The organism is Williamsia sp. DF01-3, assembly GCF_023051145.1.
In the GTDB taxonomy this organism is placed as follows: domain Bacteria; phylum Actinomycetota; class Actinomycetes; order Mycobacteriales; family Mycobacteriaceae; genus Williamsia.
This window is the reverse complement of sequence record NZ_JALKFS010000005.1, coordinates 1,231,551-1,250,971: the sequence shown is the minus strand read 5'-3', so window position 1 is coordinate 1,250,971 and position 19,421 is coordinate 1,231,551. Positions and strand designations below refer to the sequence as shown.

Genomic DNA, 19,421 nt, shown 5'->3' with positions numbered 1-19,421 from the left:
TTCCAACCTGGCACTCACGGTTGTCGAGTGCCAGCCACCGTTTTAGCACTCTCAGGTGCCGAGTGCAAGGTGGGAGACGGAGCCGGAGGCGGAGCTCGACCGCTGGAACAGGCGGAACTCGACCCTTTGCAGAGACTGGTTCTACGCCGCGTACAGGGCTAAACGAAGACTCCACTGAGGAAGCCGAGAACAGCGGTCGTCGCTGCCCGTTGCCCCTGCCCCTGACCGGCTGCGGTGCCTCCGAAGGCGATGCCCGCGCTCCACTGCGCGGTGCCGGGGAACATCCCGAGTCGAATCAGATGGCCCGCATTCTCGAGCCGCACGTGCTGGTCCAGCGGATGGTTGCGGGCGGCGAGCAATTCATCGGCCATTCGCTCGGAGGGCCATAGATGGTCATCGGTCCCGGAGATGCAGAGCAGGGGCACGTCGATGACCTCACTCCGTAGTCGGGCGGGTGAGCTGGTGGTGGGTCCGAGCTCGTCGAGACCTGCGGTGTAAGCGTCGTGCAGCTTCAGCAGACTCGGGCGGCCGTGTGCGATGTCGCGATGGACGCGCCACGCATTGCGGATCAACTGAGGCATCAGGGAACCGGTCGGAAGCGGTGCCCATGGGACGGTTTGCCCGCCTGATGTCCAGGTGGGGGTGTCAGGAATCTCGCCATCGGGTCCGATGGCCTGCCACGACACCGAACTCGGGCTGATCAACACCAGGCCACTCACCGGCAGCTGCGTGACCGTGGCCGCGGCGAGCAGTCCTTCGGCACCCCTCGAGATGCCCATCGCGGTGATCCGCGCACTGTCGATCCCGGGCAGCGACGTCAACGTGACGACCGCGTCGGCGAACCGCTCGAGAGGGATCTGGGCCAGCGGTGCCTCGGCGTGTGCCGTCGACTCGTCGACCCAGGAGTAGGCCAGCGCTGCGAAGCCGTTGGAGGCCAGCGTCGCAATGGTCGCGCGCTGCGAGTCGACCCCGCCTTCCGACCCCCCGAAGCAGGCGACCGCGGGCCAGCCCGCGTCGGGCACGGTTCCACCCGGCGTCGCCAAGAGCGCCGTTCGCCCGCCGATCTGTAGCTCGCGCACGTCGACGCCGACCTCGGACGGGAATCTCGACACCGTTCGCCGGGCCGACCTTCCAGCGGAGGTCGCCTCGATGGTCACATGCCAGGGACCGACCGGAGGGACGAACAGGTCCGGCGCCGTGGAGTCGGAGATGTCGGGCCGCATCGCCCACAGCGGTGCATCCGGATCGGCGACCGACCAGTCCCCCTCGACCGGGACAACCCGGGCGACGTCGACCGTTCCGTCGGCCGATGACGTGAAGGCTGCCTGTGCGCGCCAGCGACGACCGAACAGGTCGGTCCCACTGACCTCGATCTCCACGCGGGAGCCGGGTTCGGCACCGGTGAGCTGCACGCCAAAACTCTCGTCGTGCCGGGACGAACTCGGCGCGGTGATCACCAGACCGTCCGTGGTGTCGGGCGCTGGCGACGGCTGATCGACAATCGCCTCTGCACCCGCGTCCCGGGCGGACACCTCCACCGAACGCGTCTCGAACCAGTTCGGGAACACCGACGACACCACCCCGGCGATGCCGAGCAACGTGAAGGGCGCCACCCAGTAACAGATGATCGACAGTGCATCGCCGTCATCCTTGATGGTCGCGTCGCCGTCGACGAGCGGCGGGATGATCGAGAGCAGGGTCATCGCACCGAAGGCGGCCACCCACATCCACGTCATGGCGTTGGTGATGTAGCGAAACCCGTCGGTGGTGGCGGTTTTCGCATCCACCGAGTCCTCGGCGTACTCACGGACAAACGGCCGGCCGAGCAGGACACCTCCGAGTGCGATGAGGAACAGGCCGAGATTCGACAGCGGCTGCAGCCAGCGCTCCAGGACGTCGTCGTCGAGGGTGAGGGCGGCGATCACCAGGAGCACGAAGACCACGATCGTGCCGACCTCCAGAGAGCGGAAGGGCTCGCCACGCCACCGCTGGAAGACCTGACCTGCGATGGTCAGCGCGAAGGCGATCAGTACCGCCGTCAGGAAACCGGCGTTACCCACCAGAACCCAGAACAGAATCCAGGGCGCGAACCCGATCACAAATCCCACGTTGCTTCCCTACCTGTTCGGTTGCCGCTCTCACCCCAGCGATCGGGCGGGTCGGACTCGCCGCAGCCTCGCGGTCACCGAGAGAACCCGCCGCCACAGTGCCTCGGAAAACAAACACTAAGCCAATGAGGCGCCCTGAGCACGGTTTTCAGCGCGCAGGCGGCACGCTCGCCTCAGGCCTCGCCCATCGCGAGCACGTCCTCGACCAATCGATCGGCGTAGGCGCGGTCAGCCGGGAGACCGAAGACCACGTGGTGGTAGAGCGGAGCGACGATGTGGTCGAGAGCCCGCCGTGCCGACGGCACGTTTTCCCCGCGGCTTCGTGCGCGTTCGATCATCGACTGCAGTTGGGCGTCACGAGTGTCCCAGCAGGGGCATGTACCGATCTCCTTGCGGGCACCGACCATCGCTCGTAGGTAGGTGGTCCGCTCGGGGCGGGTGATGTCGTCGACGATCACCGTCGCCCAGGCGCGCAGGTCTCCGGCGATGCTGCCGGTGTCGGGGAGCGGTTCGTTCTTCGTCAGCGCCGCAACCGCGACCTCTTCGAGCAACGCGTCCATCACACCCCACCGCCGGTAGATGCTCGTGGGATTCACCCCGGCGCGTTCGGCGACCTGGGGAATCGTCATTGTCTCGCGGTATCCCTCGCTCACGAGTTCGCCGACGGCGGTGTAGACAGCGGACTGCACGCGAGCACTCCGACCGCCGGGGCGGCGTGGAGCTGTTGATCGTGCGGGTGCGCTCATGCGACCATTATTGCAAATCGAATGGCTTTAATCCGCAGGATGGTGCTACCGTCTCCAAAAGCAAACATCGTTGCTTTAACCGTTGGGAGATGTCATGCACCGACCCACCCTGGGTTCGAAGGCAGCGTTTCGGCTGATCATCGTCACCACCGTCGCCGTGATGTTCGGTGCCGCCGCTCCCTCGCCGCTGTATCCGGTTTACCAAGAGCTGTGGGGCTTTTCGTCGTTCACACTCACCGTGATCTTCGCCGTCTACGTCATTGCGCTGCTCGCGGGCCTGCTGACAGTCGGATCACTGTCCGATCACGTGGGCCGACGACCGGTGATCCTCGGCGCGCTTGCGGTCCTGACCGGTTCGATGCTGATGTTCGCCTTTGCTGACGGCGTTCCGATGTTGATCGCCGCCAGAGTTCTGCAGGGTCTTGCTGCCGGGGCCATCACCGGCACACTGAGCGCTGCCCTGGTTGATCTCCAGCCCACCCCACGGGCGGGTTCGATCGCCAGCTCCGCTTCTCCTCCAGGCGGATTGGCCCTCGGCGCCGTCGGGGCGGGGATTCTCGTGCAATACGCGCCGATGCCTCGCGAGCTGGTGTTCCTCTTGTTGGTCGCCACGTTTGTGCTCGTGGCAGCGGTCGTCGTGTTCGTCCCGGAGACGTCACCTCGCACCGACTTCGCCTCCCGTCGCCACCTGTGGAGGGTTCTGCGCCCCAACGCGAGCCTGCCGCCTGCCGTGCGCGGAGCGTTTCTCGCAGCGACCCCGGCCATGTTCGCCACATGGTCCCTTGGGGGCCTGTATCTTTCGCTGGGTTCATCGATCGTCGCGCGCATCCTTGGTCTGGAGAACCACATGGTTGCCGGCCTGATGATCGGGGCGTTCTTCGGATCAGGAGCACTCGGCTCGGCCGTCGCATCGGGGTGGGGCGCCCACCGCAAACTGGCCGTCGGTCTGAGCACGCTCGGTACCGGACTGATCGTCAGCCTCGTCGCGACGTTGACGGCCAACGTTCCGGCCTATGCCATCGGTTCGGTAGTCGCCGGGTTCGGTTTCGGCGCAACGTTTGTCGGCGTGATGGCGACACTGATCGCGGTCACCGATCCTGCCGCCCGCGGTCAGGTGTTCTCCACCCTGTTCATCGTGAGTTACACAGGGTTCAGCATTCCGGCCGTCGTCGCCGGGTTCGCCGTGATCCATATCGGTCTGCGACCCACTGCCGTCGCCTATGGCCTCTTCGTCCTGGCGATGGTGATTCTGGCTGCGGGCGCGGCGATCTGGCGTGCACGGGCCGAGCGACGGACGTCCCCACCTGTTACGCCTGCAATCGACGCCGAACTGGTCACGGCGGCGGCTGACACGTCGGACACCAGTAGATGACGCGGTCGAGGTCGGTGCTCCCACCGAGATCTCCCCGTTCGATCGTGGTGCCGCAGCGACGGCAGGATCGGCCGGCGCGCCCGTAGACCCAGAATCGCTCGCCGTTCCGATCGACGTTGGTGACCCGGTTGGCCCGCGTGCGGTTGTATTCGAGTAGCTGTTTGGCCAGGTCGACCCACTCGGCCAAGTCACCTGCTTCGCCCGTGGGAACCGCCGGATGTACCCGCCTGAGAAAGCACATCTCCACGCGAAAGACGTTGCCGATGCCGGCCAGGTTGCGCTGATCGAGCAGCGCCAGCCCAATCGGCCGCTTGAGGTCGGCGGCCAGGTTGTCGACGGCCGTTTGCGCATTCCAATCGGGCCCCAGCAGGTCGGGGCCCAGGTGGCCAACCGCCTCGTCCTCGTGATCGCGCCGCAAGATCTCCAGTTTGCCCAGTTCGAAACCGACGGCCTGCACCTTCTCGGTCTCGAGGATGATCCGCGCCTTGAACCCGGGCCGGCGCCAGCGCGCACCTTTGGCGTAGATGTCCCAGCGACCCTCCATCTTCAGATGTGAATGTACGGTGCGGTCACCGACACGGATGAGCAGATGTTTGCCGCGGGCGATCACTTCATCCACCGTTCTGCCACTGAGATCCACGGTTGCGTACCGCGGCACCCGAACATCGCAGCGCGTCAACACTTTTCCGGCAAGTGCGCGATGCAGCCGGCCGGCTGCCTGATGGACGGTGTCACCTTCGGGCATGAATCCATTGATACCCCATCCCACGGTCGGGCCAGGGTGAACGGCCGCGCAAGGCTGCGCATCCTACGATGGGCCTACCCAGTCCCCACCGGATCGAGAGGCACGCGTGTCCTACGGACAACCGATGATCGCCGGTGTCGTCACCGCACTTGTCGGTTTCACCAGCTCGTTTGCCGTGGTGCTCACCGGATTGCGCGCGGTCGGTGCGTCTTCCGAGCAAGCCGCCTCTGGGTTGTTCGCACTGTGCCTGGTGATGTCGATCGGGATCGCGTTCTTGTCCCTGCGATATCGGATGCCGATCACGCTCGCATGGTCGACGCCCGGAGCTGCACTGCTCGCCGGCACGGCAGCCCCGGATGGAGGCTTCGCTGCGGCGATCGGGGCCTTCGTCCTCGTCGGGGTGATGGTGGTGGCGACCGGCCTGTGGCCGCGGCTCGGCTCGTTTGTACAGGCGATTCCGGTGTCCATTGCCCAAGCGATGCTCGCGGGCATCGTGCTGCCCCTGTGCCTGGAGCCCGTGCGCGCGTTCGCCGACGAACCCCTGGCGATCGCGCCCGTGGTGGTGGTGTGGCTGGTGCTCACGCGGTACGCCAAGCGTTGGGCCGTGCCGGCCGCGTTTGCGACGGCCGCGGCGGTGATCGCAGTTGTCTTGATGACCTCCGACAAGTCGGTGTCGGCCGACTCCCTCATCCCACGATTGCAGTTCGTGCAGCCCGAATGGACGTGGCAGGCAGCCGTCGGCATCGCGATACCGCTCTACATCGTCACCATGGCCTCCCAGAATCTCCCGGGCACGGCGGTGATGGCCAGCTTCGGCTACAAGATTCCCTGGCGCGCGGCAATGCTCACGACAGGCATCGGTACCGCTGTCGCCGCACCAGCAGGCGCGCACGCAGCCAATCTTGCGGCGATCAGCGCCGCTTTGTCCGCCGCACCGAGCGCAGATCCCGATCCCCGCCGGCGCTGGATCGCCGCCGCCACCGGCAGCCCGATGTACCTGATTCTCGGCGTCGGCTCCGCGGCCATCACGGCGCTGGTCGCCGTGGCACCTGCCGGATTGGTGGAAACCGTTGCCGGACTGGCGCTCCTGGACACCCTGGCCGTCGCATTGGCGACCAGTCTCCGGGACGAGAACTCGCGAACAGCGGCAGTACTGACGTTTGTGGTTGCGGCCGCGGGCTTTTCGGTCCTGGGTATCGGCTCGGCATTCTGGGCACTTGTCGCAGGACTAGTGGTCTACGGCACGTTGCGACCCCCGACCGAGGTGACGTCGCCCGAGGCCACTACATCGTGAGCTGCCCCGTGGGTCTGCGCAGCGCCCGTTCGTAGTTGACAGTCAAAGCGCACGACGAAATGCGGTAAGTCAATCGACCTACCTCAGCCTCGACATACCCCATCCCCAACCAGCACCGTAGAGCTGACGCAATTACGCATAGCAAAAAGACCCGTTGTGGTACAGATACTTTCGCTCATCGGCAAACGTTCCGGCGTTCGATCAAGGGCTGTCGGTGGGGATAGCTTCTTCCGAATCGGGTGGACCGCCAGGGTTCCAGGTTAAGTTGCCGTCAAAGTTGGTTGGCCACCACCCGGCCGAGCCGGGAAACTCGATCAACGCCGAGTCGCCGGCGATGCTGACGCGTACCGCTCGAATCATGTCCGCGATCGAGGGCCAACTGAGCCCGGCGGGGTCGGCTTCATACTTGCCCCACCAACGAATGCACCCGTTGTTCGGTCCTGGCCGGGTATCGCAGAAGAACAGCCATCCGTCTGCCCCGCCGACGGGGATGTATGCCGACAGGAACACACCAGCCTCGGTTCCGGCCAGGTCTGCGGCACCGTTCGGCGAATAGGACTCCGGATCATGCTCGATCCACTGTTGGCTGATCTCGACCATCATTCGGTGCTCTTCAAGCATTCGCTCGAGTCCGAACAACTCGGACATCGGCAGCAGCACGCCGAAGTCATCCGCGCTCTGTCCGCCGTGACACGTGTGAAACTCGCGCAATTGGTCGGGCCACACCGCAGCGGTCAACGATTCGGCCCGCTCCACTTCGCTTTTCGCCGGCGCAGGACGAAAGGACAGCGACATTGACGGTGCGTGCTCAAGCACTTCTAGGAGGGCGGACCATTCTTCGGTAACCGACATTCATGCACCGTAGCAACATCAAAACCCACCCAGTGATCATGCTTGCGGTGTCGAAACTCCGGGAGCAACAGGAATGGGGTGTTGATGTTCGAGGTGGCAGGTCCCCGATAGTCGGGCCACGTGGTTGTAGAGCCACGGGTAATTAGTCGATCTCGCATTCCACGGGATGATGCCGGTGGGTGCATTGGGCAGCATACTCGGCCGGTGTTCGGTAGCCGAGCGATGAGTGCCGGTGTCGGTGGTTATGGTCGTCTTTGAAGTCTTCGATGACCACGCGTGCCTCGAGCAGGTTGGTCCAGTGGTTGCGGTTCAGGCATTCCTTCCGTAGGCGATTGTTGAACGATTCGATGTGCCCGTTGTTCCACGGCGTGCCCGGAGGGATGTAAGAGATACCTACCTTCTTGTCGCAGAACTGTTGCAGCGCATGGGAAATGAACTCCGGTCCGTTGTCCATTCGCAGCACTTGCGGCGGCCCACCCCACAGCGCGAACGCTTTGCCCAGCTCGACGACCAACCGGTCGCTCGTGATCGATCGCTCGACGATGTTCAGGACCGACAGTCGGGTGTGTTCGTCGATCATCGACGCGATCTTGACCGCTTTGCCGTCGATGGTGGAATCGAACTGAAAGTCCAGTGCCCACACCACCTTCGGTGCATCTGCGTCCACGAATGGAACCGAGGATTGGCCGGCCCGTTTGCGGGGATGGTGGATGCGGACCTGCAGGCCTTCTTCCTTCCAGAGGCGGTGCACTTTCTTCTTGTTCACCTCACGGTGCTCGTCGAAGCGCAACGCCGCCCAGGCCCGCCGGAACCCGTGCAGCGGGTGTTTGGTGGCGTATGTGCGCAACCAGCCACGCAGTTCGGCGTCCGGGTCGGCTGTGGTTTGCGCGATCGGGGTACGACTGTAGGTAGAGCGGGCAAGCCCAACAGCTTTGCACGCCAACCGCTTCGACACGCCCAGTGTTTCCACGAGCATGTCGACGGCGCGGCGTTTGGCAGCTGGGCTCAGAATTTTCCCTTGGCCACCTCACGCAGCGCGTCCTTCTCGAGCTCGGCGTCGGCGAGCAGACGTTTGAGTCGGCTGTTCTGCTCGCGGAGCTCTTTGAGCTCCTTGGCCGCGTCGGTGTCCATACCGCCGTACTGGCGGCGCCAGTTGAACAGCGTTGCCACCGACACCTCGAGTTCGGCAGCGATCTCCTCAGAGGTCTTTCCGGCCGCCTCCAGCTCGTCGCCCTGGCGCAACTTGCGCACGATCTGCTCCGCGGAGTGCCGTTTCCGTCCAGCCATGATGTTCATCGTCCTTCCAACCCCAGGTCGGGGCAACAAAGACTCTAAAACCTCGTGGACTCATCTACCGGGGACACGCCAGAGGCACCGACAAAGGTTGACGGTCGGACGCCGATGCACTGATCAGTCACGGCCCCACGGCTAGGTGATCAGAGGACGAGTTTTCGTGCGCCTCGATCGGCGCGGCGGAACGTCTGCAGTGGTTTGCGTAGGCTTTCGTCGATGTCATGCCAGACCCAATGGTTCTTCATTGCTTCGATCGCGGCATCGTCGTCGCCTGTTTGGTAGATCTGTTCGCATAGCTGACAGAGCATCCAGTAGCTGGCGAGTGTGCGGGGTTTGCCGTGAGCGCGGTAGTGGGTCTTTGAACGGTCAAACGGGTGTACCCAGGTGACGTTCGCACTGCCGCAGAAGACACAGGTTTCGTCTCGGCCTGTGGTGGGAGCTCCATCAACCCAATCGGAAGGGTCAGGTTGTGCAGGTCCTGACACAACCCGATGGACGAGCCGGGACGGGCCATCGTGTGATCCCGCTGGTGGTAGCGGGGTCGGATCGTAGTGATCAGCGAACCAGCCGCCGGCGGGTGGGACTACGCGCACGCGGGTCGGTGGCCTGCGTTGGGTTGACGTTGTCGGCAGACTTACTGGTTCCCAAAGTGTCTCGACGGACAAGGCGGCAGTCGCAATGTCGGCTGCATCGAATGTCACCGTGTGTTCGGGAAGGTCGAGGTGGGGCCAGGCGGTCACGATCGTGAACGGCCCGCCCGGCGGGTGGTGATCGAGCGCGTAGGTCGCCCGGACACTTGCGGGGGTCCCACCTGCTCGAAGTTGGTTCAGTCCGCCGGCGTTGTTGTGCGCTTCGGGCAGGTTTGTCGATGTGGTGTTGTCAGACCAGTGGAAGCCAACGAACAATGGGCCGCCGTGCTCATCTGTGGAAGGGCGGTCGAAGCCTGTGACATTGAGCAATCCGGTGGCGACGCGTTTGCGGATTTCGAGTGCGAATACGACGCCTGAGGTATATACCAGGGTTTCATTGAGCCAGATCGCAACGTCGGCTGATCGGTTGATGAACCCGCTAATCGAGGTCACGCGCACGGGTACTTCGTTGACTGGAGGACGCCACGACATCATGAGTGCCATTGTGCTGCACTGATGGCGGCGATCGGTGCGGACTGACTGAAGCCACATAATCGTGCCGATCTAGGGTCAAAGTCGAGTCCGAAGGTTCTCTACTGAGGCGACTGTCTGTGACCGAGCTGACGTAGTATAGATTTTCGGCGGCGACCTGTTGGAGCGCAATGTGTTTCGTCACCAGTGACAAAACACAGTCGGGATTCACACCGAGTTGCGCAACACCCACGGCCGCGGTGGGCCGTCTCAATTTACTCGGGGTTAATCTTCGAAGATGAGCGCTCAGATACAGGCTGGATTCCACCCAGCTCAGCTGGCCGCCGTTCTAACGGTAGGCCTAGCAGCCTGTGCCGCGCTTGGTGGCTGTACCGATGATGGCCACACCCCGGCGAGGACTCCGTCGACGACTGCGTCAGCGGAGATCGTCAACGGCGTCAACTCGGCCTTCGACCGGCTCATTGCCATCTCACAGACTCGAGACGCTAACGCCTACGCCGACATCCTCTGTTCGAGCGCAAACCACATCGACGAGCCGCAACCGAGCAGAGCGACGTTCTCTCCAATCTCGGTCGTCAGTCGAGGCGACCCTGAGGTCACAGGCGCAAGCTCAGGCACCCTGACCGCAGTTGTGCGCACCGGGATGTCAGAACCAGCCCGCGCGCTGTTTGATTTCGTCCTCGAGAACGGCCAATGGCGATACTGCCCAACAGCCGAACTAGTCCGCATCAATTAGACAGCAGCAAGCCACGCACCGAAGCGCCGGAACGAGTCCGACGTGGCTGTCGTTGTCGTCTTAACATGCTGTGCCACAAAAACATACGCGTATTACACCCATCTAAGCACGCTACATTCAATAGATGACAGGCCACATGGAACCGCTTCTAGTCGAATGGACGCCCGACGATCGCGCACCAACGGCTGACGGAGACGTCGTCACCGGAGTGTGGGCCGAGGCCTTGCGCGCAATCTGCCATGATCTCGACCTCCGTCAATTCAGCAATAAAGCACGACGCGTGGCCTGGGAGATCGCCCGGGAGCCCGACTCGGACGGATACACCACGGTCTACGTCTGGATCTACCTCGACAAGACGACCGGCGGCCTAGGCGGCGGCACGACATGGCGAATCGAACAATCACCCACTGAGGTCACCCAGTGGCTCACCCAGCTGACACAGGATGCAGCGGGCCACACCAACGTAGCGTGGCCACATGATGACGACGGCGGCTTACTACGCCTTGAAAACGCCGAAGGAACCCTGGTTTGGACCCGCCCCCGCACTCGCGAGGTCGTGGCAACACTCGGACAACTGACTTAAGATATCTTACCGGCGCTATCGATTGCGCTGCAATATATTTCGTTGCCAGTGACGCCTAGCCTGGCGTCACCTGCGCCTCTAAGCGGGCGGTTTGCCGTCGCGGCGCTTAATCGGAAGCCACGTTGCCAGCGTTTGGCCCAAGCTTCCAACCAGCCTTGGTCCGAATACACACAGCGTCTGCTCCCAGGGATGTCCGAACGTACCTTCACTGAGATCCGGCCGTGTGAAAATGTAGTAGTCCCCGTCCGGATGAACAGGCACCCTCCACTCAGTGTCAGGCGTGAGCGCGTGGACGCCGACATCGAGTGCATATCCTGGGTGTCGCCAGTTCAGAACGATCCAGTCCGTGTCGTCCGTGAACTTGGTGACGAAGCACCGGAGAGCTTCGGCGTTCACCGCGTCCATTTGCGTTGCCCAAGTCGCTGGCTCACTAACATCGAGATCGAAAGTCACCGATGGGACCGACTCGACTACCGCCGGCCAGCTTTCCGGGTTTACTCCTGGCCTCAACTCGCCGAACTTGTCAGTGAAGGTCGCCCAGTATGCGGTGTCTTCGCTACTGGTAAGTTCCCTCCAGCCGTCTGGCAGTGGAGTGCCGAAGTCAAGTGTCCGACGCATCATGGTCTCCATCGTGGCCTACTCTTCGGCCAATCAATCGCACAGCGCCCCGAAGGCACACGAAACAGCAACGGCTGAACAAGATCACGCCGCATCACATTGCGTCAGGCCAGGCTTGACAAGACTCACAACCAGCGTCAGGCTATACCTGACGAAAGGGGTTGATGTGTCTCTGATCGAGGAGGCTTGCCGATGCGACATCGACAGAGGCGTTCGTGCGGTGATCGACGGCGCAGCGATCGAATCGGGCCGGTTCGCCGATGCCGTAATCGGCACGGGGCCACTTCCGGGAACCCCCGAATGGGAGGCCGAGCAGACAACGGAGAGGCTGGGCGAACGGGCGATCGCCTGGCAGCTGGTCTCATTACGAGTGCAGCTGGCAGCGGGACTCGACGGTCTCGAGACGGTGACTGTTCTGCGTGTTCAGGGTGCAACATGGGCGGTGATCGGCCGCGCAGCAGGGATGTCCCGCCAGTCGGCACATGAACGCTGGGGCGCCCGCACGACATCGGTTCTCGACCCATACGGAACGGGCTTGCCCACAAACGTCGCCGACGACACTCCCAGTTAGCGCCAGGCACTCTGGGCTGGGGCGACATAAGGTACATTATCGCGTAACTGATTGTGCTGCAACGCCATTCGTCACCAGTGACGAAATGCATCATTGATCGCATCCGATTTGCCATGGTCAGACAAACGGAACGCTAAGTCCCGGGGAAGGTGGGAACCGTGACAACGCGCGCTCCCTGCCGCAGTGGCGACGGTACCGATGGCGGCCGAGAGCTACCGCGACAACATACGCGCCGAGGCCAATGCTGATCATTTTCGTCACCAGCGACGAAACACAACGCGAACGAATGTGTTTCCTTCGACCACTAATCAGCGCGTACAGCAGCCCCGCATCCACTACACGCGTGATGAGTGAGTTGGATGAGGTCGCACGTCCGATGGACCTTGCCCTCAGATGTCGTGTGTGATTGTCACGCTGATCGCCATCGCAGTTGCGACGTCCTGGGCGCGGCCAGGCTGATGACGCGTCTGGTCTTGGCCGTCAACGCGACAAACCGTGGGTCGATCTCCTGCTCGGACGTCCCACTGTGTGCCAAAATGCCTTCGTGTTCAGCACATATCCGATGGATCGCGTGACCAGGCGTGTCATGACATGGGCAACTGTCGCGCTACTTGTGTTGACGCTCGGCTGTACCGGAGCGGCAGCCGCGGGCCCGTACCCCGTGGTGGTGTCGACGACGCCTGCCAACGGCGCCACGATCGACGTCGCCCCCTCAGAGGTGGCGGTTACTTTTTCCAAGGACATTGGCCCAGATGTCTTCTTTCTGACGGTCGATGGGCCCGGCATCCTGCAGCACCCCAGTGGCTCGGTCACCCGATCCGGCCGGACAATGAGCCGCCCGTTCGTGACATCACCCGTGTCGTCACCGCAAGCACCGGCAGACCGCTACGAAGTGCGCTACAAAGCCGTTCTGACCGGTGGGGACCCCATTTCCGGCAGCTTCTCCTTTCTCTCACGACGGCCTGGGCCGGCGTCATGGGATCCATCAACGTCCGCGGGCCCGGGATTGAGACTCTCGCAGGCGTCATCTGATGAGGCCGACACATCCTCAGAACGATTGCCGTGGGTGGTTGCGTCCGTGGCGACTTCAGTCCTCGCTGTTGCCGTTGCCGCATACCTACTTGTCGCCCGCCGTCGCAACCGTTGAGACCATGGGGGCTGGATTCGCGTGGGACGATCGAGGGATGCGACGTCGGTGGTACGACAGTGACAGAATCGCCCAACTCGAACGATGGCGCTATCTACTTGGCTCGATTGTTCTCGTCGGGTTCGGTCCGTCAGTTCTCGAATCGGTGACCTCGGATGCGTCGGCATGGAACTGGTTCACTGCTGCCCTGTGGGTGGTCGCGGTCATCTGGTACGCCTATTCCGCAGTGACAACATGGAGAACTCGGCACACACCACCCAAAGTCCACCTGTCGCCCACCGACGTTCCCACCCAGGACGTGCAGCGGATCGTTCAGAGCGTCCCCGACAGGGTCCGCGCCGTCAAGGAATTGCGCGAGTCCCATTCCGGCCTAACACTCACAGACGCGGTCGATCTCATCGATGCCGCCCGCGGCACCACGCGCCCCGGAGCAGGACCCAGCGTTGGTGACTAACCGACTCTTTAGTCCCTGCCGACGTAATCTATATTATCGGCGTAACCGATTGCGCAGCAATATGTTTCGTCACCAGTGACGTAACGGTACCCTGATACCGGGCGTGACAGGCGACAGGATCCCGGGCGCGGTCACTACTTACGGCTTCGCTGAAATTGCCACACAGCGTGGTCCAGATCGGTAGGCGACATGCCCATCTCCTTCGCTGCGGCCGTCAGGATCTTCAGCGCGAACGGCGGCGTGACGCCGCGGCGAGTGAGTCCCAATGAGTCGGCGATGAATCGGCAGATCATCCGATCTGGCTTCACGCCCGGGATCCCGGCCAGCATCTGCATGTAGTGCCAGGTGATCCCGCTTTTTTGACCGGCCATCGCGCGCCAAGCCGCCTCGATAATTGCGAGCTGCGCCTCGTCCTCGGCCGCCGCCCGAAGGTCGGCGGTGGTACGGATCCCCGCTTCGTCGAGCACGCTGGCTGCATCACCGATCACCTGGGACTTGAGAACCCCACTGCGGCTTGAGGTGCGATTGTTGTTGCCGATCTTGCATGCCCACCCCTCCGGGCCATCTAGCTCATCGAAGGTGGCCAGCAACTCAAGGACACCGTCGAGGTTCGGGTCACCACCCTGCTCGCGGCGGTACGCACGATAGCGGGTGACGACCTTCTCGACACTGGAATACCTAACCCCTGTCGATTGGATCGAGTCGATCACACAGAGGGCCAAGCCTTCGCGGTAGCCCGACGGCGCCCGGGAGCCGCGGAACTGTTCGCAGGCGTCGACGAGGCCACGCAACTGCTCGGCGGTGTAGGCCATACAGCGACGGTACCGGCAACACTGCGGACCTCACCACGAGCCACACCAAAACGAACGGGCCCGACCGCTCAATCAGTGGCACCCGAACATGCGCCCGGCAATTCGTCCCACTGAACACGTCTCGTTGCAAGTTCTCATTGCACTGCAATGCCTTTCGCTTCCAGTAACGAATACCCAAACATGTCCGGGGTTTGACCAACCGTTCCGCAGAGCAGTTCGACGGGTGGTCGTCTCGTTCGAGGTCGTTGCCGCCGGTGGGAGATCCCGCGCGGATCGACTATGGAGTAGATGTGGACCGGGTCGCGGTTGCTGGCGGATAGTTGCAGCGGGGTCCTCTATTCGCCGAGCGGGGTAAAGCGGTCCTCATGGTCGTAGGCCGCGATCAGGCCGGCCAGATGGAGGCATGGTTGCATCGGCGCGGGGTGCCACCCAGTTGCTTCGCTTACGAACCCCCTGGGTCATGGTGGGTTTCGTTCCACTGCAGGCGACGGACCGGGAGAGTGTTGAAGTCGAGGCGCTCGTCTGTGTGCACGTTCCTTGGCCATTCAAAGAAGGTTAGGAAGTTTTCCCGGTCGGGCCTATCCGGGTAGTGGCTGCGTTGGAACGGCGCCAACTCGGGCCCTGCCTGGTCACCCTGTACAGACCACGTTATGTGGACGTAACCGGCCGGCAGCTGGATCTCACGGTCGCTGGGTGAGTAGGTCCGGAGGTACTCGCGCAGCAATTCGTCAGCGGTCTCGTCGGACCAGTCCGCTCCCATGTTGTAAGTTCCGGCCACTTCGTATTCAAGCCAAAGCGTCGTGTCGCGTGGCTCGGCAACTCGATCGCGATTGCGGAGACTCCACCGTTGCTCGGGGGTTGTCATTGTGCTGTTGTTTCCCGTCTATGGTTACGTGCAATCGGTTCAGGGACTCGGGTTTCAGCGGGCAGCAGCAAGAAGGGCGCCCACTCCCATAAGTGGACGCCCTCTTGCTGTTCACGGATTCAGGCCCCGGCGATGTCGACACAGACACGACCGGCAACCTGCGCTTCGGATTCCGCTTGCTCTGTCCTCAGCTACCGCTCCCACGCCGCACAGGCGAGACGAAGTCAAGTAAACCGGGCCACTGTCCGCTCCGATGGCTTCGGAGTGACCTTCCCGATCGACCGTTCTTCCCTGGCGACTACAAGAATCGTAGCAGTGCGTTCCAACACATGCAACCCTTCTCTCTTGACATCGATACTATCTGTTTCTATAATGTCGCGCCATACGTTTGTGGTAATTAAACAGATATGCTGTTGGGTGAGGAAGCGGTACGCTCGTGGTGCAGGCACGGGGTCGCTGTTGGAGCGAAGTAAGAGAGGGCGATATGAGTACCGCTGAGAGCGTAGAGGGAAAATCGTCCGCCCTGCTCCTACCCGGCTCGGGGGAAGGGAGCGACGAGCGATTCCTCAAGATTGTCTTTCCTGTCCGCCGCGCTCCTGCCCTCCCCCGACCGGCTCGCTCTGCAGTCCGCGAAATGGCTGGATCAGCCGGCCGACGAGTCGACCCTCCGGTCAGGAAGTCATTTGTTCGCCCTATGGCCGCAGACGCCGATCCGGTTGCGCCGATGGCGGGCGTGTACAGCGGGGGTCGGAGCGGAGTAGTAGCGCTCAAGCTCTACTTGGCTCTCATCTGGCGGTGTTCAGCTCCCCCGTTCTCGACAGACAAGCCAGCCCGAGCGTGGGCGACCCTGCTGAACCTCGACGACCCCGAGGGCAAGGGCACTCGACGGATCAAAAGTGCGATGAAGACTCTCGAGGCGGCGAACCTCATCGCGATCGAAGAAAATCCCGGGTACCCCAACATTGTCTGGCTCCTGGACGAAGCCGGCACCGGCCGTGACTATCGCCTGCCCTCAACTGCTTACACGTTGGCGAAGCAGAATGGAGAACCGAAAAGCGTTCTTGCTGAAGACATGTACTTCAAAGTACCCAAACGCCTGTGGACACGCGGTTACATTCAGAACCTCAAAGGACCGGGACTCGTCATGCTGCTGATCCTGTTGGCCGAACAGGCAGGCGAGGGCGAAAAGGTCTGGTTCAGCACCGCCGAGTTTCCCAAGCGATACAACATCTCACACAAAACGAGGGCCGCAGGCACCCAGGAGTTGATCGATCTCGGTCTACTCCGAGTCGAGTCGCAAAGCCTCGCGAAAAGCGGCTACTCGAACACCTTCGACACCCGCCGCCGCCGCAAGGTCTACGAACTCACCCCACGGGCGCGAACCGCAGGACCAGAGCCAATAGTCGAATCGGGAAGCCGAAAGAAGTTGCGCCGCAAACCGACTAAGAACAATCCCAAAGCAAAAAGGCTGACCACTCCGTGATGTGAAGCTGTCGTCTATTCGGAAGGACAGTGGTCCCGCGCCGCGCCCGCCTTCGGCGCGCTACTTCTTCGGGCAAGGTGACGGTTGAACCACCTCATCGGCTGGTCCTCGCCCATAGCGCTGTGGGTTGCCCTCAACCCGTGATCTGGGGCAAGAACTGATCGGCCATAGCCGGCCCGCACACTGCTGCTACCTCATCAGAGAAAGCGACTGCCGCCTTCTTCAGCCAGCTCAACCCGTACTTGCTGGCCTTCCGGATCATTCCGTCGACCTCGGCGACTACTTCATCTCTGCCTGCGGGGTCTACACCGGGGGCAGCAAGGATTGCCGAGCGCAGCTGCTCAAGTACAGCCACGGCTTCGGTCAGCGAAATGCCCTGGTTCTGAGTGACCTCCGCCGACATCACGGCGCCCGCTCCCCCGATGTTCTGGTTCCCGATGGTTTGGTTCCCGTAATTGTTGGCAGCGACGCTGGTCGTCGTCACACTCATCGGTCCAGGTGGGCGCCCCGAGATGGGAGAAGGCCCTCGCAGCGCTCTCTTCCCGGCCGGTGTTGTCTCGACGAAAAAGAAGGTCCCGTCCGCCAGTTTCCGGCCTTTCACTAGGCGTAGATCTTCGAGTTCTTCCGCGGCCTCGTTGATTTCCTCTTCAGTCAGCCTGCCCGAGTAGTCAGCGGCCAAATCCGAGCCCAGCAGGCCATCGAGATCCGAGCTGGTCCGCAACCACTCAAGAACTCGACGTTGCGCGAGTTCGACCCTGTAGAACGCGGCAACGTTCCGAGCTTCAACCTGCCCGCGCTCAGACAGGACGAAGTTGAAGTTGATGCCACCCTCGGTGAGGGTGTCTTGCACGAGGCCGGCGTGAGCCAGCTCGTCATAAACAGCCCGCTGATTTGGTTCTGGGCACAGCTCTTCCGGTGGTCGGGGCGAATCTGGCCCAACGGCCAGCCACCACAAAACACGGAACGCTTCAAACGAGACCACAACAGCTCCCCTCGTTGGGCCGACACTCGGATGCGTCACCACGACACTGTCGAAAGTACCGGGCGTCTCAGACACAGCTTCCACAAAAATAGGTGTGCGATTCTGCCGCCAGGGACTATCTCGTTAACGGTGTTTCGGCCGTTTTTCATCAGTAGGTTTCTGATCCAGGCCAACGGTCCGCGAAGGTGATCGCGAAGGCGTTGAGTGCGGGCTTCCACCGTGTGATCCATCGTGCCTGACCTTTGCCGGTCGGGTCCAGCGAACGGGTCACCAGGTACAAACACTTGAGCGCGGCTTGCTCGCTCGGGAAATGGCCGCGAGCTTTGACCGCCCTCCGGTAGCGCGCATTCAGCGACTCAATAGCATTGGTAGAGCATATGACTCGACGTATCTCCGTGTCATAGTCAAGGAACGGGATGAACTCCTCCCACGCGTTGTCCCATAGCCGGATGATCGCCGGATACCGCTTGCCCCAGTTCTCGGCAAGGTCGTCGAAAGCAGCCCGCGCCGCTGCCTCACTCGGCGCGGTGTAGATCGGCTTCAGTTCCCGCTTGAGTGCGTCCCAGTGCTGACGTGCCGAGAGCCGAAAGGTGTTGCGGATCAGGTGCACCACACAGGTCTGGACCGTGGTGGCCGGCCACACATGCTCGACAACCTCCGGCAGGCCCTTGAGACCGTCGCAGACGAGAAAGAAAACGTCTTTGGTGCCACGGTTACGGATGCCAGTGAGCACGCTCATCCAGAACTTGGCGCCCTCGCCGCCCGTGCCGGCCCACAAACCAAGCACGTCGCGGCGCCCGTCCAGGCTCACCCCGATGGCCGCGTAGATCGGCCTGTTCGCGACCTGGCCGTCGCGGATCTTGACCACGATGGCATCGATGAAGATCGCGGCGTACACCTCATCGAGCGGACGTGCAGACCAATCCTGCATCTCCTCGATCACCTTGTCGGTGATCCGAGAAATCGTCTCCTTCGAGACCGATGCACCGTAGATTTCAGCGAAGTGCGCGCTGATCTCCCCAGTCGTTAACCCTTTGGCGTACAACGATAAAACGATCTCATCAACGCCGTTGAGCCGACGCTGCCGCTTCTTGACGATCTGCGGTTCGAACGTCCCTTCGCGGTCTCGGGGGACTTCGATCGGGACCTGCCCGGTGGACTCGGTCAGCACTGTTTTCGGTCGAGTGCCGTTGCGGATATTCGTTGATGCCCGATCCGGGTTGGCTTGGTTTTTGTCGTGCCCGAGATGCTCAGTCATCTCTTCGTTCAACGCCGTTTCCAGGACTGTTTTGGTGAACTGCTTGAGCAGCCCGTCCGGGCCTGTCAGCGACAGGCCCTGCTCTTTCGCCAAGCGCACGAGCTCCGCTGCCGCCGCCTCCTCGGCCGACGGTGGTGTCGATTTCTTCTTCGTCACATCATCCAGTGTCGTCATCACGGCACCCTTCTCGCCGAGCTTTCACCCAGCGTGTCGGGCCGAAACACCGATTAAGAAACACTCCCTGCCGCCATGACGACCCCTACTGCTGGCCACCATCTCGCCGCTCTCGTCCACAGATAAGAAGGGTCCACAGCCGAATTTGTCTTGGGACCGTTGCGGGATGGTGGCGATGATGACGACTGTGGCGTCCAGCATTGAGTC

17 protein-coding genes are annotated in these 19,421 nt (G+C 62.4%); 7 read left to right on the top strand and 10 right to left on the bottom strand.

Going from position 1 to position 19,421, the window contains the following annotated elements; genetic code table 11:
- Nucleotides 1-158 precede the first annotated feature (158 nt).
- Nucleotides 159-2,108: an acyl-CoA thioesterase/bile acid-CoA:amino acid N-acyltransferase family protein gene (locus MVA47_RS07955; RefSeq protein ID WP_247207396.1), complete on the bottom strand. Its 1,950-nt coding sequence runs from the start codon at nucleotides 2,106-2,108 to the stop codon at nucleotides 159-161.
- 173 nt (nucleotides 2,109-2,281) lie between these two features.
- Nucleotides 2,282-2,854, bottom strand: coding sequence for a TetR/AcrR family transcriptional regulator (locus tag MVA47_RS07950; protein WP_247207395.1), 573 nt, complete (start codon nucleotides 2,852-2,854; stop codon nucleotides 2,282-2,284).
- A gap of 94 nt (nucleotides 2,855-2,948) precedes the next feature.
- Between MVA47_RS07950 and MVA47_RS07945 the strand changes: the two genes are divergently transcribed.
- The gene (locus MVA47_RS07945) at nucleotides 2,949-4,226 is read left to right on the top strand and encodes an MFS transporter (protein WP_247207394.1); all 1,278 of its coding nucleotides are present in this window, start codon (nucleotides 2,949-2,951) and stop codon (nucleotides 4,224-4,226) included.
- On the opposite strand, the gene MVA47_RS07940 is transcribed toward MVA47_RS07945, so the two are convergent.
- Nucleotides 4,189-4,971: a DNA-formamidopyrimidine glycosylase family protein gene (locus MVA47_RS07940; protein ID WP_247207393.1), complete on the bottom strand. Its 783-nt coding sequence runs from the start codon at nucleotides 4,969-4,971 to the stop codon at nucleotides 4,189-4,191. The two genes, MVA47_RS07945 and MVA47_RS07940, sit on opposite strands and share 38 nt — an antisense overlap.
- 124 nt (nucleotides 4,972-5,095) lie before the next feature.
- Here MVA47_RS07940 and MVA47_RS07935 point away from each other — a divergent pair, with 124 nt between their 5' ends.
- Nucleotides 5,096-6,265 carry a benzoate/H(+) symporter BenE family transporter gene (locus MVA47_RS07935; protein WP_247210655.1) on the top strand — a complete coding sequence of 390 codons (1,170 nt, stop codon included), beginning with the start codon at nucleotides 5,096-5,098 and terminating at the stop codon, nucleotides 6,263-6,265.
- Between the two features lie 201 nt (nucleotides 6,266-6,466).
- Here the strand turns inward: MVA47_RS07935 and MVA47_RS07930 are convergent, their stop codons facing one another.
- The 3 genes from MVA47_RS07930 to MVA47_RS07920 form a co-directional block, all read right to left on the bottom strand.
- Nucleotides 6,467-7,117 carry an SMI1/KNR4 family protein gene (locus tag MVA47_RS07930; protein WP_247207392.1) on the bottom strand — a complete coding sequence of 217 codons (651 nt, stop codon included), beginning with the start codon at nucleotides 7,115-7,117 and terminating at the stop codon, nucleotides 6,467-6,469.
- Nucleotides 7,118-7,259: 142 nt separating this feature from the next.
- Nucleotides 7,260-8,404 (bottom strand): IS3 family transposase gene (locus tag MVA47_RS07925; RefSeq protein ID WP_247207003.1). Its coding sequence is split into 2 segments (ribosomal slippage): nucleotides 7,260-8,137 and nucleotides 8,137-8,404, totalling 1,146 coding nucleotides; the frame shifts between segments, so codons are not numbered across the junction.
- A 149-nt stretch (nucleotides 8,405-8,553) separates the two neighbouring features.
- A complete protein-coding gene (locus MVA47_RS07920; protein WP_247207391.1) occupies nucleotides 8,554-9,492 on the bottom strand; it encodes a hypothetical protein in 939 nt (312 codons plus the stop codon).
- A gap of 899 nt (nucleotides 9,493-10,391) precedes the next feature.
- On the opposite strand from MVA47_RS07920, the gene MVA47_RS07915 reads away from it, so the two are divergent.
- Nucleotides 10,392-10,850 carry a hypothetical protein gene (locus MVA47_RS07915; RefSeq protein ID WP_247207390.1) on the top strand — a complete coding sequence of 153 codons (459 nt, stop codon included), beginning with the start codon at nucleotides 10,392-10,394 and terminating at the stop codon, nucleotides 10,848-10,850.
- Between the two features lie 78 nt (nucleotides 10,851-10,928).
- Here MVA47_RS07915 and MVA47_RS07910 read toward each other — a convergent pair whose 3' ends face one another.
- Nucleotides 10,929-11,480, bottom strand: coding sequence for a DUF2716 domain-containing protein (locus tag MVA47_RS07910; RefSeq protein WP_308280515.1), 552 nt, complete (start codon nucleotides 11,478-11,480; stop codon nucleotides 10,929-10,931).
- 154 nt (nucleotides 11,481-11,634) lie between these two features.
- On the opposite strand from MVA47_RS07910, the gene MVA47_RS07905 reads away from it, so the two are divergent.
- The 3 genes from MVA47_RS07905 to MVA47_RS07900 all read left to right on the top strand — a co-directional run bounded on the left by MVA47_RS07905 (nucleotide 11,635) and on the right by MVA47_RS07900 (nucleotide 13,640).
- Nucleotides 11,635-12,039 (top strand): hypothetical protein, encoded by a 405-nt coding sequence (locus MVA47_RS07905; RefSeq protein ID WP_247207389.1) that lies wholly within the window; start codon nucleotides 11,635-11,637, stop codon nucleotides 12,037-12,039.
- A gap of 562 nt (nucleotides 12,040-12,601) precedes the next feature.
- A complete protein-coding gene (locus tag MVA47_RS27215; protein ID WP_374474358.1) occupies nucleotides 12,602-13,186 on the top strand; it encodes a copper resistance protein CopC in 585 nt (194 codons plus the stop codon).
- 4 nt (nucleotides 13,187-13,190) lie between these two features.
- Nucleotides 13,191-13,640 (top strand): hypothetical protein, encoded by a 450-nt coding sequence (locus MVA47_RS07900; RefSeq protein WP_247207388.1) that lies wholly within the window; start codon nucleotides 13,191-13,193, stop codon nucleotides 13,638-13,640.
- Nucleotides 13,641-13,774: 134 nt separating this feature from the next.
- Here the strand turns inward: MVA47_RS07900 and MVA47_RS07895 are convergent, their stop codons facing one another.
- The gene (locus MVA47_RS07895) at nucleotides 13,775-14,452 is read right to left on the bottom strand and encodes a hypothetical protein (RefSeq protein ID WP_247207387.1); all 678 of its coding nucleotides are present in this window, start codon (nucleotides 14,450-14,452) and stop codon (nucleotides 13,775-13,777) included.
- Between the two features lie 1,559 nt (nucleotides 14,453-16,011).
- Here MVA47_RS07895 and MVA47_RS07890 point away from each other — a divergent pair.
- A complete protein-coding gene (locus MVA47_RS07890; RefSeq protein WP_247207386.1) occupies nucleotides 16,012-16,800 on the top strand; it encodes a hypothetical protein in 789 nt (262 codons plus the stop codon).
- A 133-nt stretch (nucleotides 16,801-16,933) separates the two neighbouring features.
- Here MVA47_RS07890 and MVA47_RS07885 read toward each other — a convergent pair whose 3' ends face one another.
- Nucleotides 16,934-17,650 (bottom strand): hypothetical protein, encoded by a 717-nt coding sequence (locus tag MVA47_RS07885; protein WP_247207385.1) that lies wholly within the window; start codon nucleotides 17,648-17,650, stop codon nucleotides 16,934-16,936.
- Nucleotides 17,651-17,930: 280 nt separating this feature from the next.
- Nucleotides 17,931-19,214, bottom strand: coding sequence for an IS256 family transposase (locus MVA47_RS07880; protein ID WP_247207384.1), 1,284 nt, complete (start codon nucleotides 19,212-19,214; stop codon nucleotides 17,931-17,933).
- Between the last annotated feature and the right edge of the window lie 207 nt (nucleotides 19,215-19,421).

What these genes read in the sequence shown, in the direction of transcription:
- MVA47_RS07935 (WP_247210655.1), top strand. Translation starts at nt 5,096, where the DNA reads ATGATCGCCGGTGTCGTCACCGCACTTGTCGGTTTCACCAGCTCGTTT.
- MVA47_RS07880 (WP_247207384.1), bottom strand. Translation starts at nt 19,214, where the DNA reads ATGACGACACTGGATGATGTGACGAAGAAGAAATCGACACCACCGTCG.
- MVA47_RS07915 (WP_247207390.1), top strand. Translation starts at nt 10,392, where the DNA reads ATGACAGGCCACATGGAACCGCTTCTAGTCGAATGGACGCCCGACGAT.
- MVA47_RS07945 (WP_247207394.1), top strand. Translation starts at nt 2,949, where the DNA reads ATGCACCGACCCACCCTGGGTTCGAAGGCAGCGTTTCGGCTGATCATC.
- MVA47_RS07910 (WP_308280515.1), bottom strand. Translation starts at nt 11,480, where the DNA reads ATGGAGACCATGATGCGTCGGACACTTGACTTCGGCACTCCACTGCCA.
- MVA47_RS27215 (WP_374474358.1), top strand. Translation starts at nt 12,602, where the DNA reads ATGGATCGCGTGACCAGGCGTGTCATGACATGGGCAACTGTCGCGCTA.
- MVA47_RS07900 (WP_247207388.1), top strand. Translation starts at nt 13,191, where the DNA reads ATGGGGGCTGGATTCGCGTGGGACGATCGAGGGATGCGACGTCGGTGG.
- MVA47_RS07940 (WP_247207393.1), bottom strand. Translation starts at nt 4,971, where the DNA reads ATGCCCGAAGGTGACACCGTCCATCAGGCAGCCGGCCGGCTGCATCGC.
- MVA47_RS07950 (WP_247207395.1), bottom strand. Translation starts at nt 2,854, where the DNA reads ATGAGCGCACCCGCACGATCAACAGCTCCACGCCGCCCCGGCGGTCGG.
- MVA47_RS07930 (WP_247207392.1), bottom strand. Translation starts at nt 7,117, where the DNA reads ATGTCGGTTACCGAAGAATGGTCCGCCCTCCTAGAAGTGCTTGAGCAC.
- MVA47_RS07895 (WP_247207387.1), bottom strand. Translation starts at nt 14,452, where the DNA reads ATGGCCTACACCGCCGAGCAGTTGCGTGGCCTCGTCGACGCCTGCGAA.
- MVA47_RS07890 (WP_247207386.1), top strand. Translation starts at nt 16,012, where the DNA reads ATGGCCGCAGACGCCGATCCGGTTGCGCCGATGGCGGGCGTGTACAGC.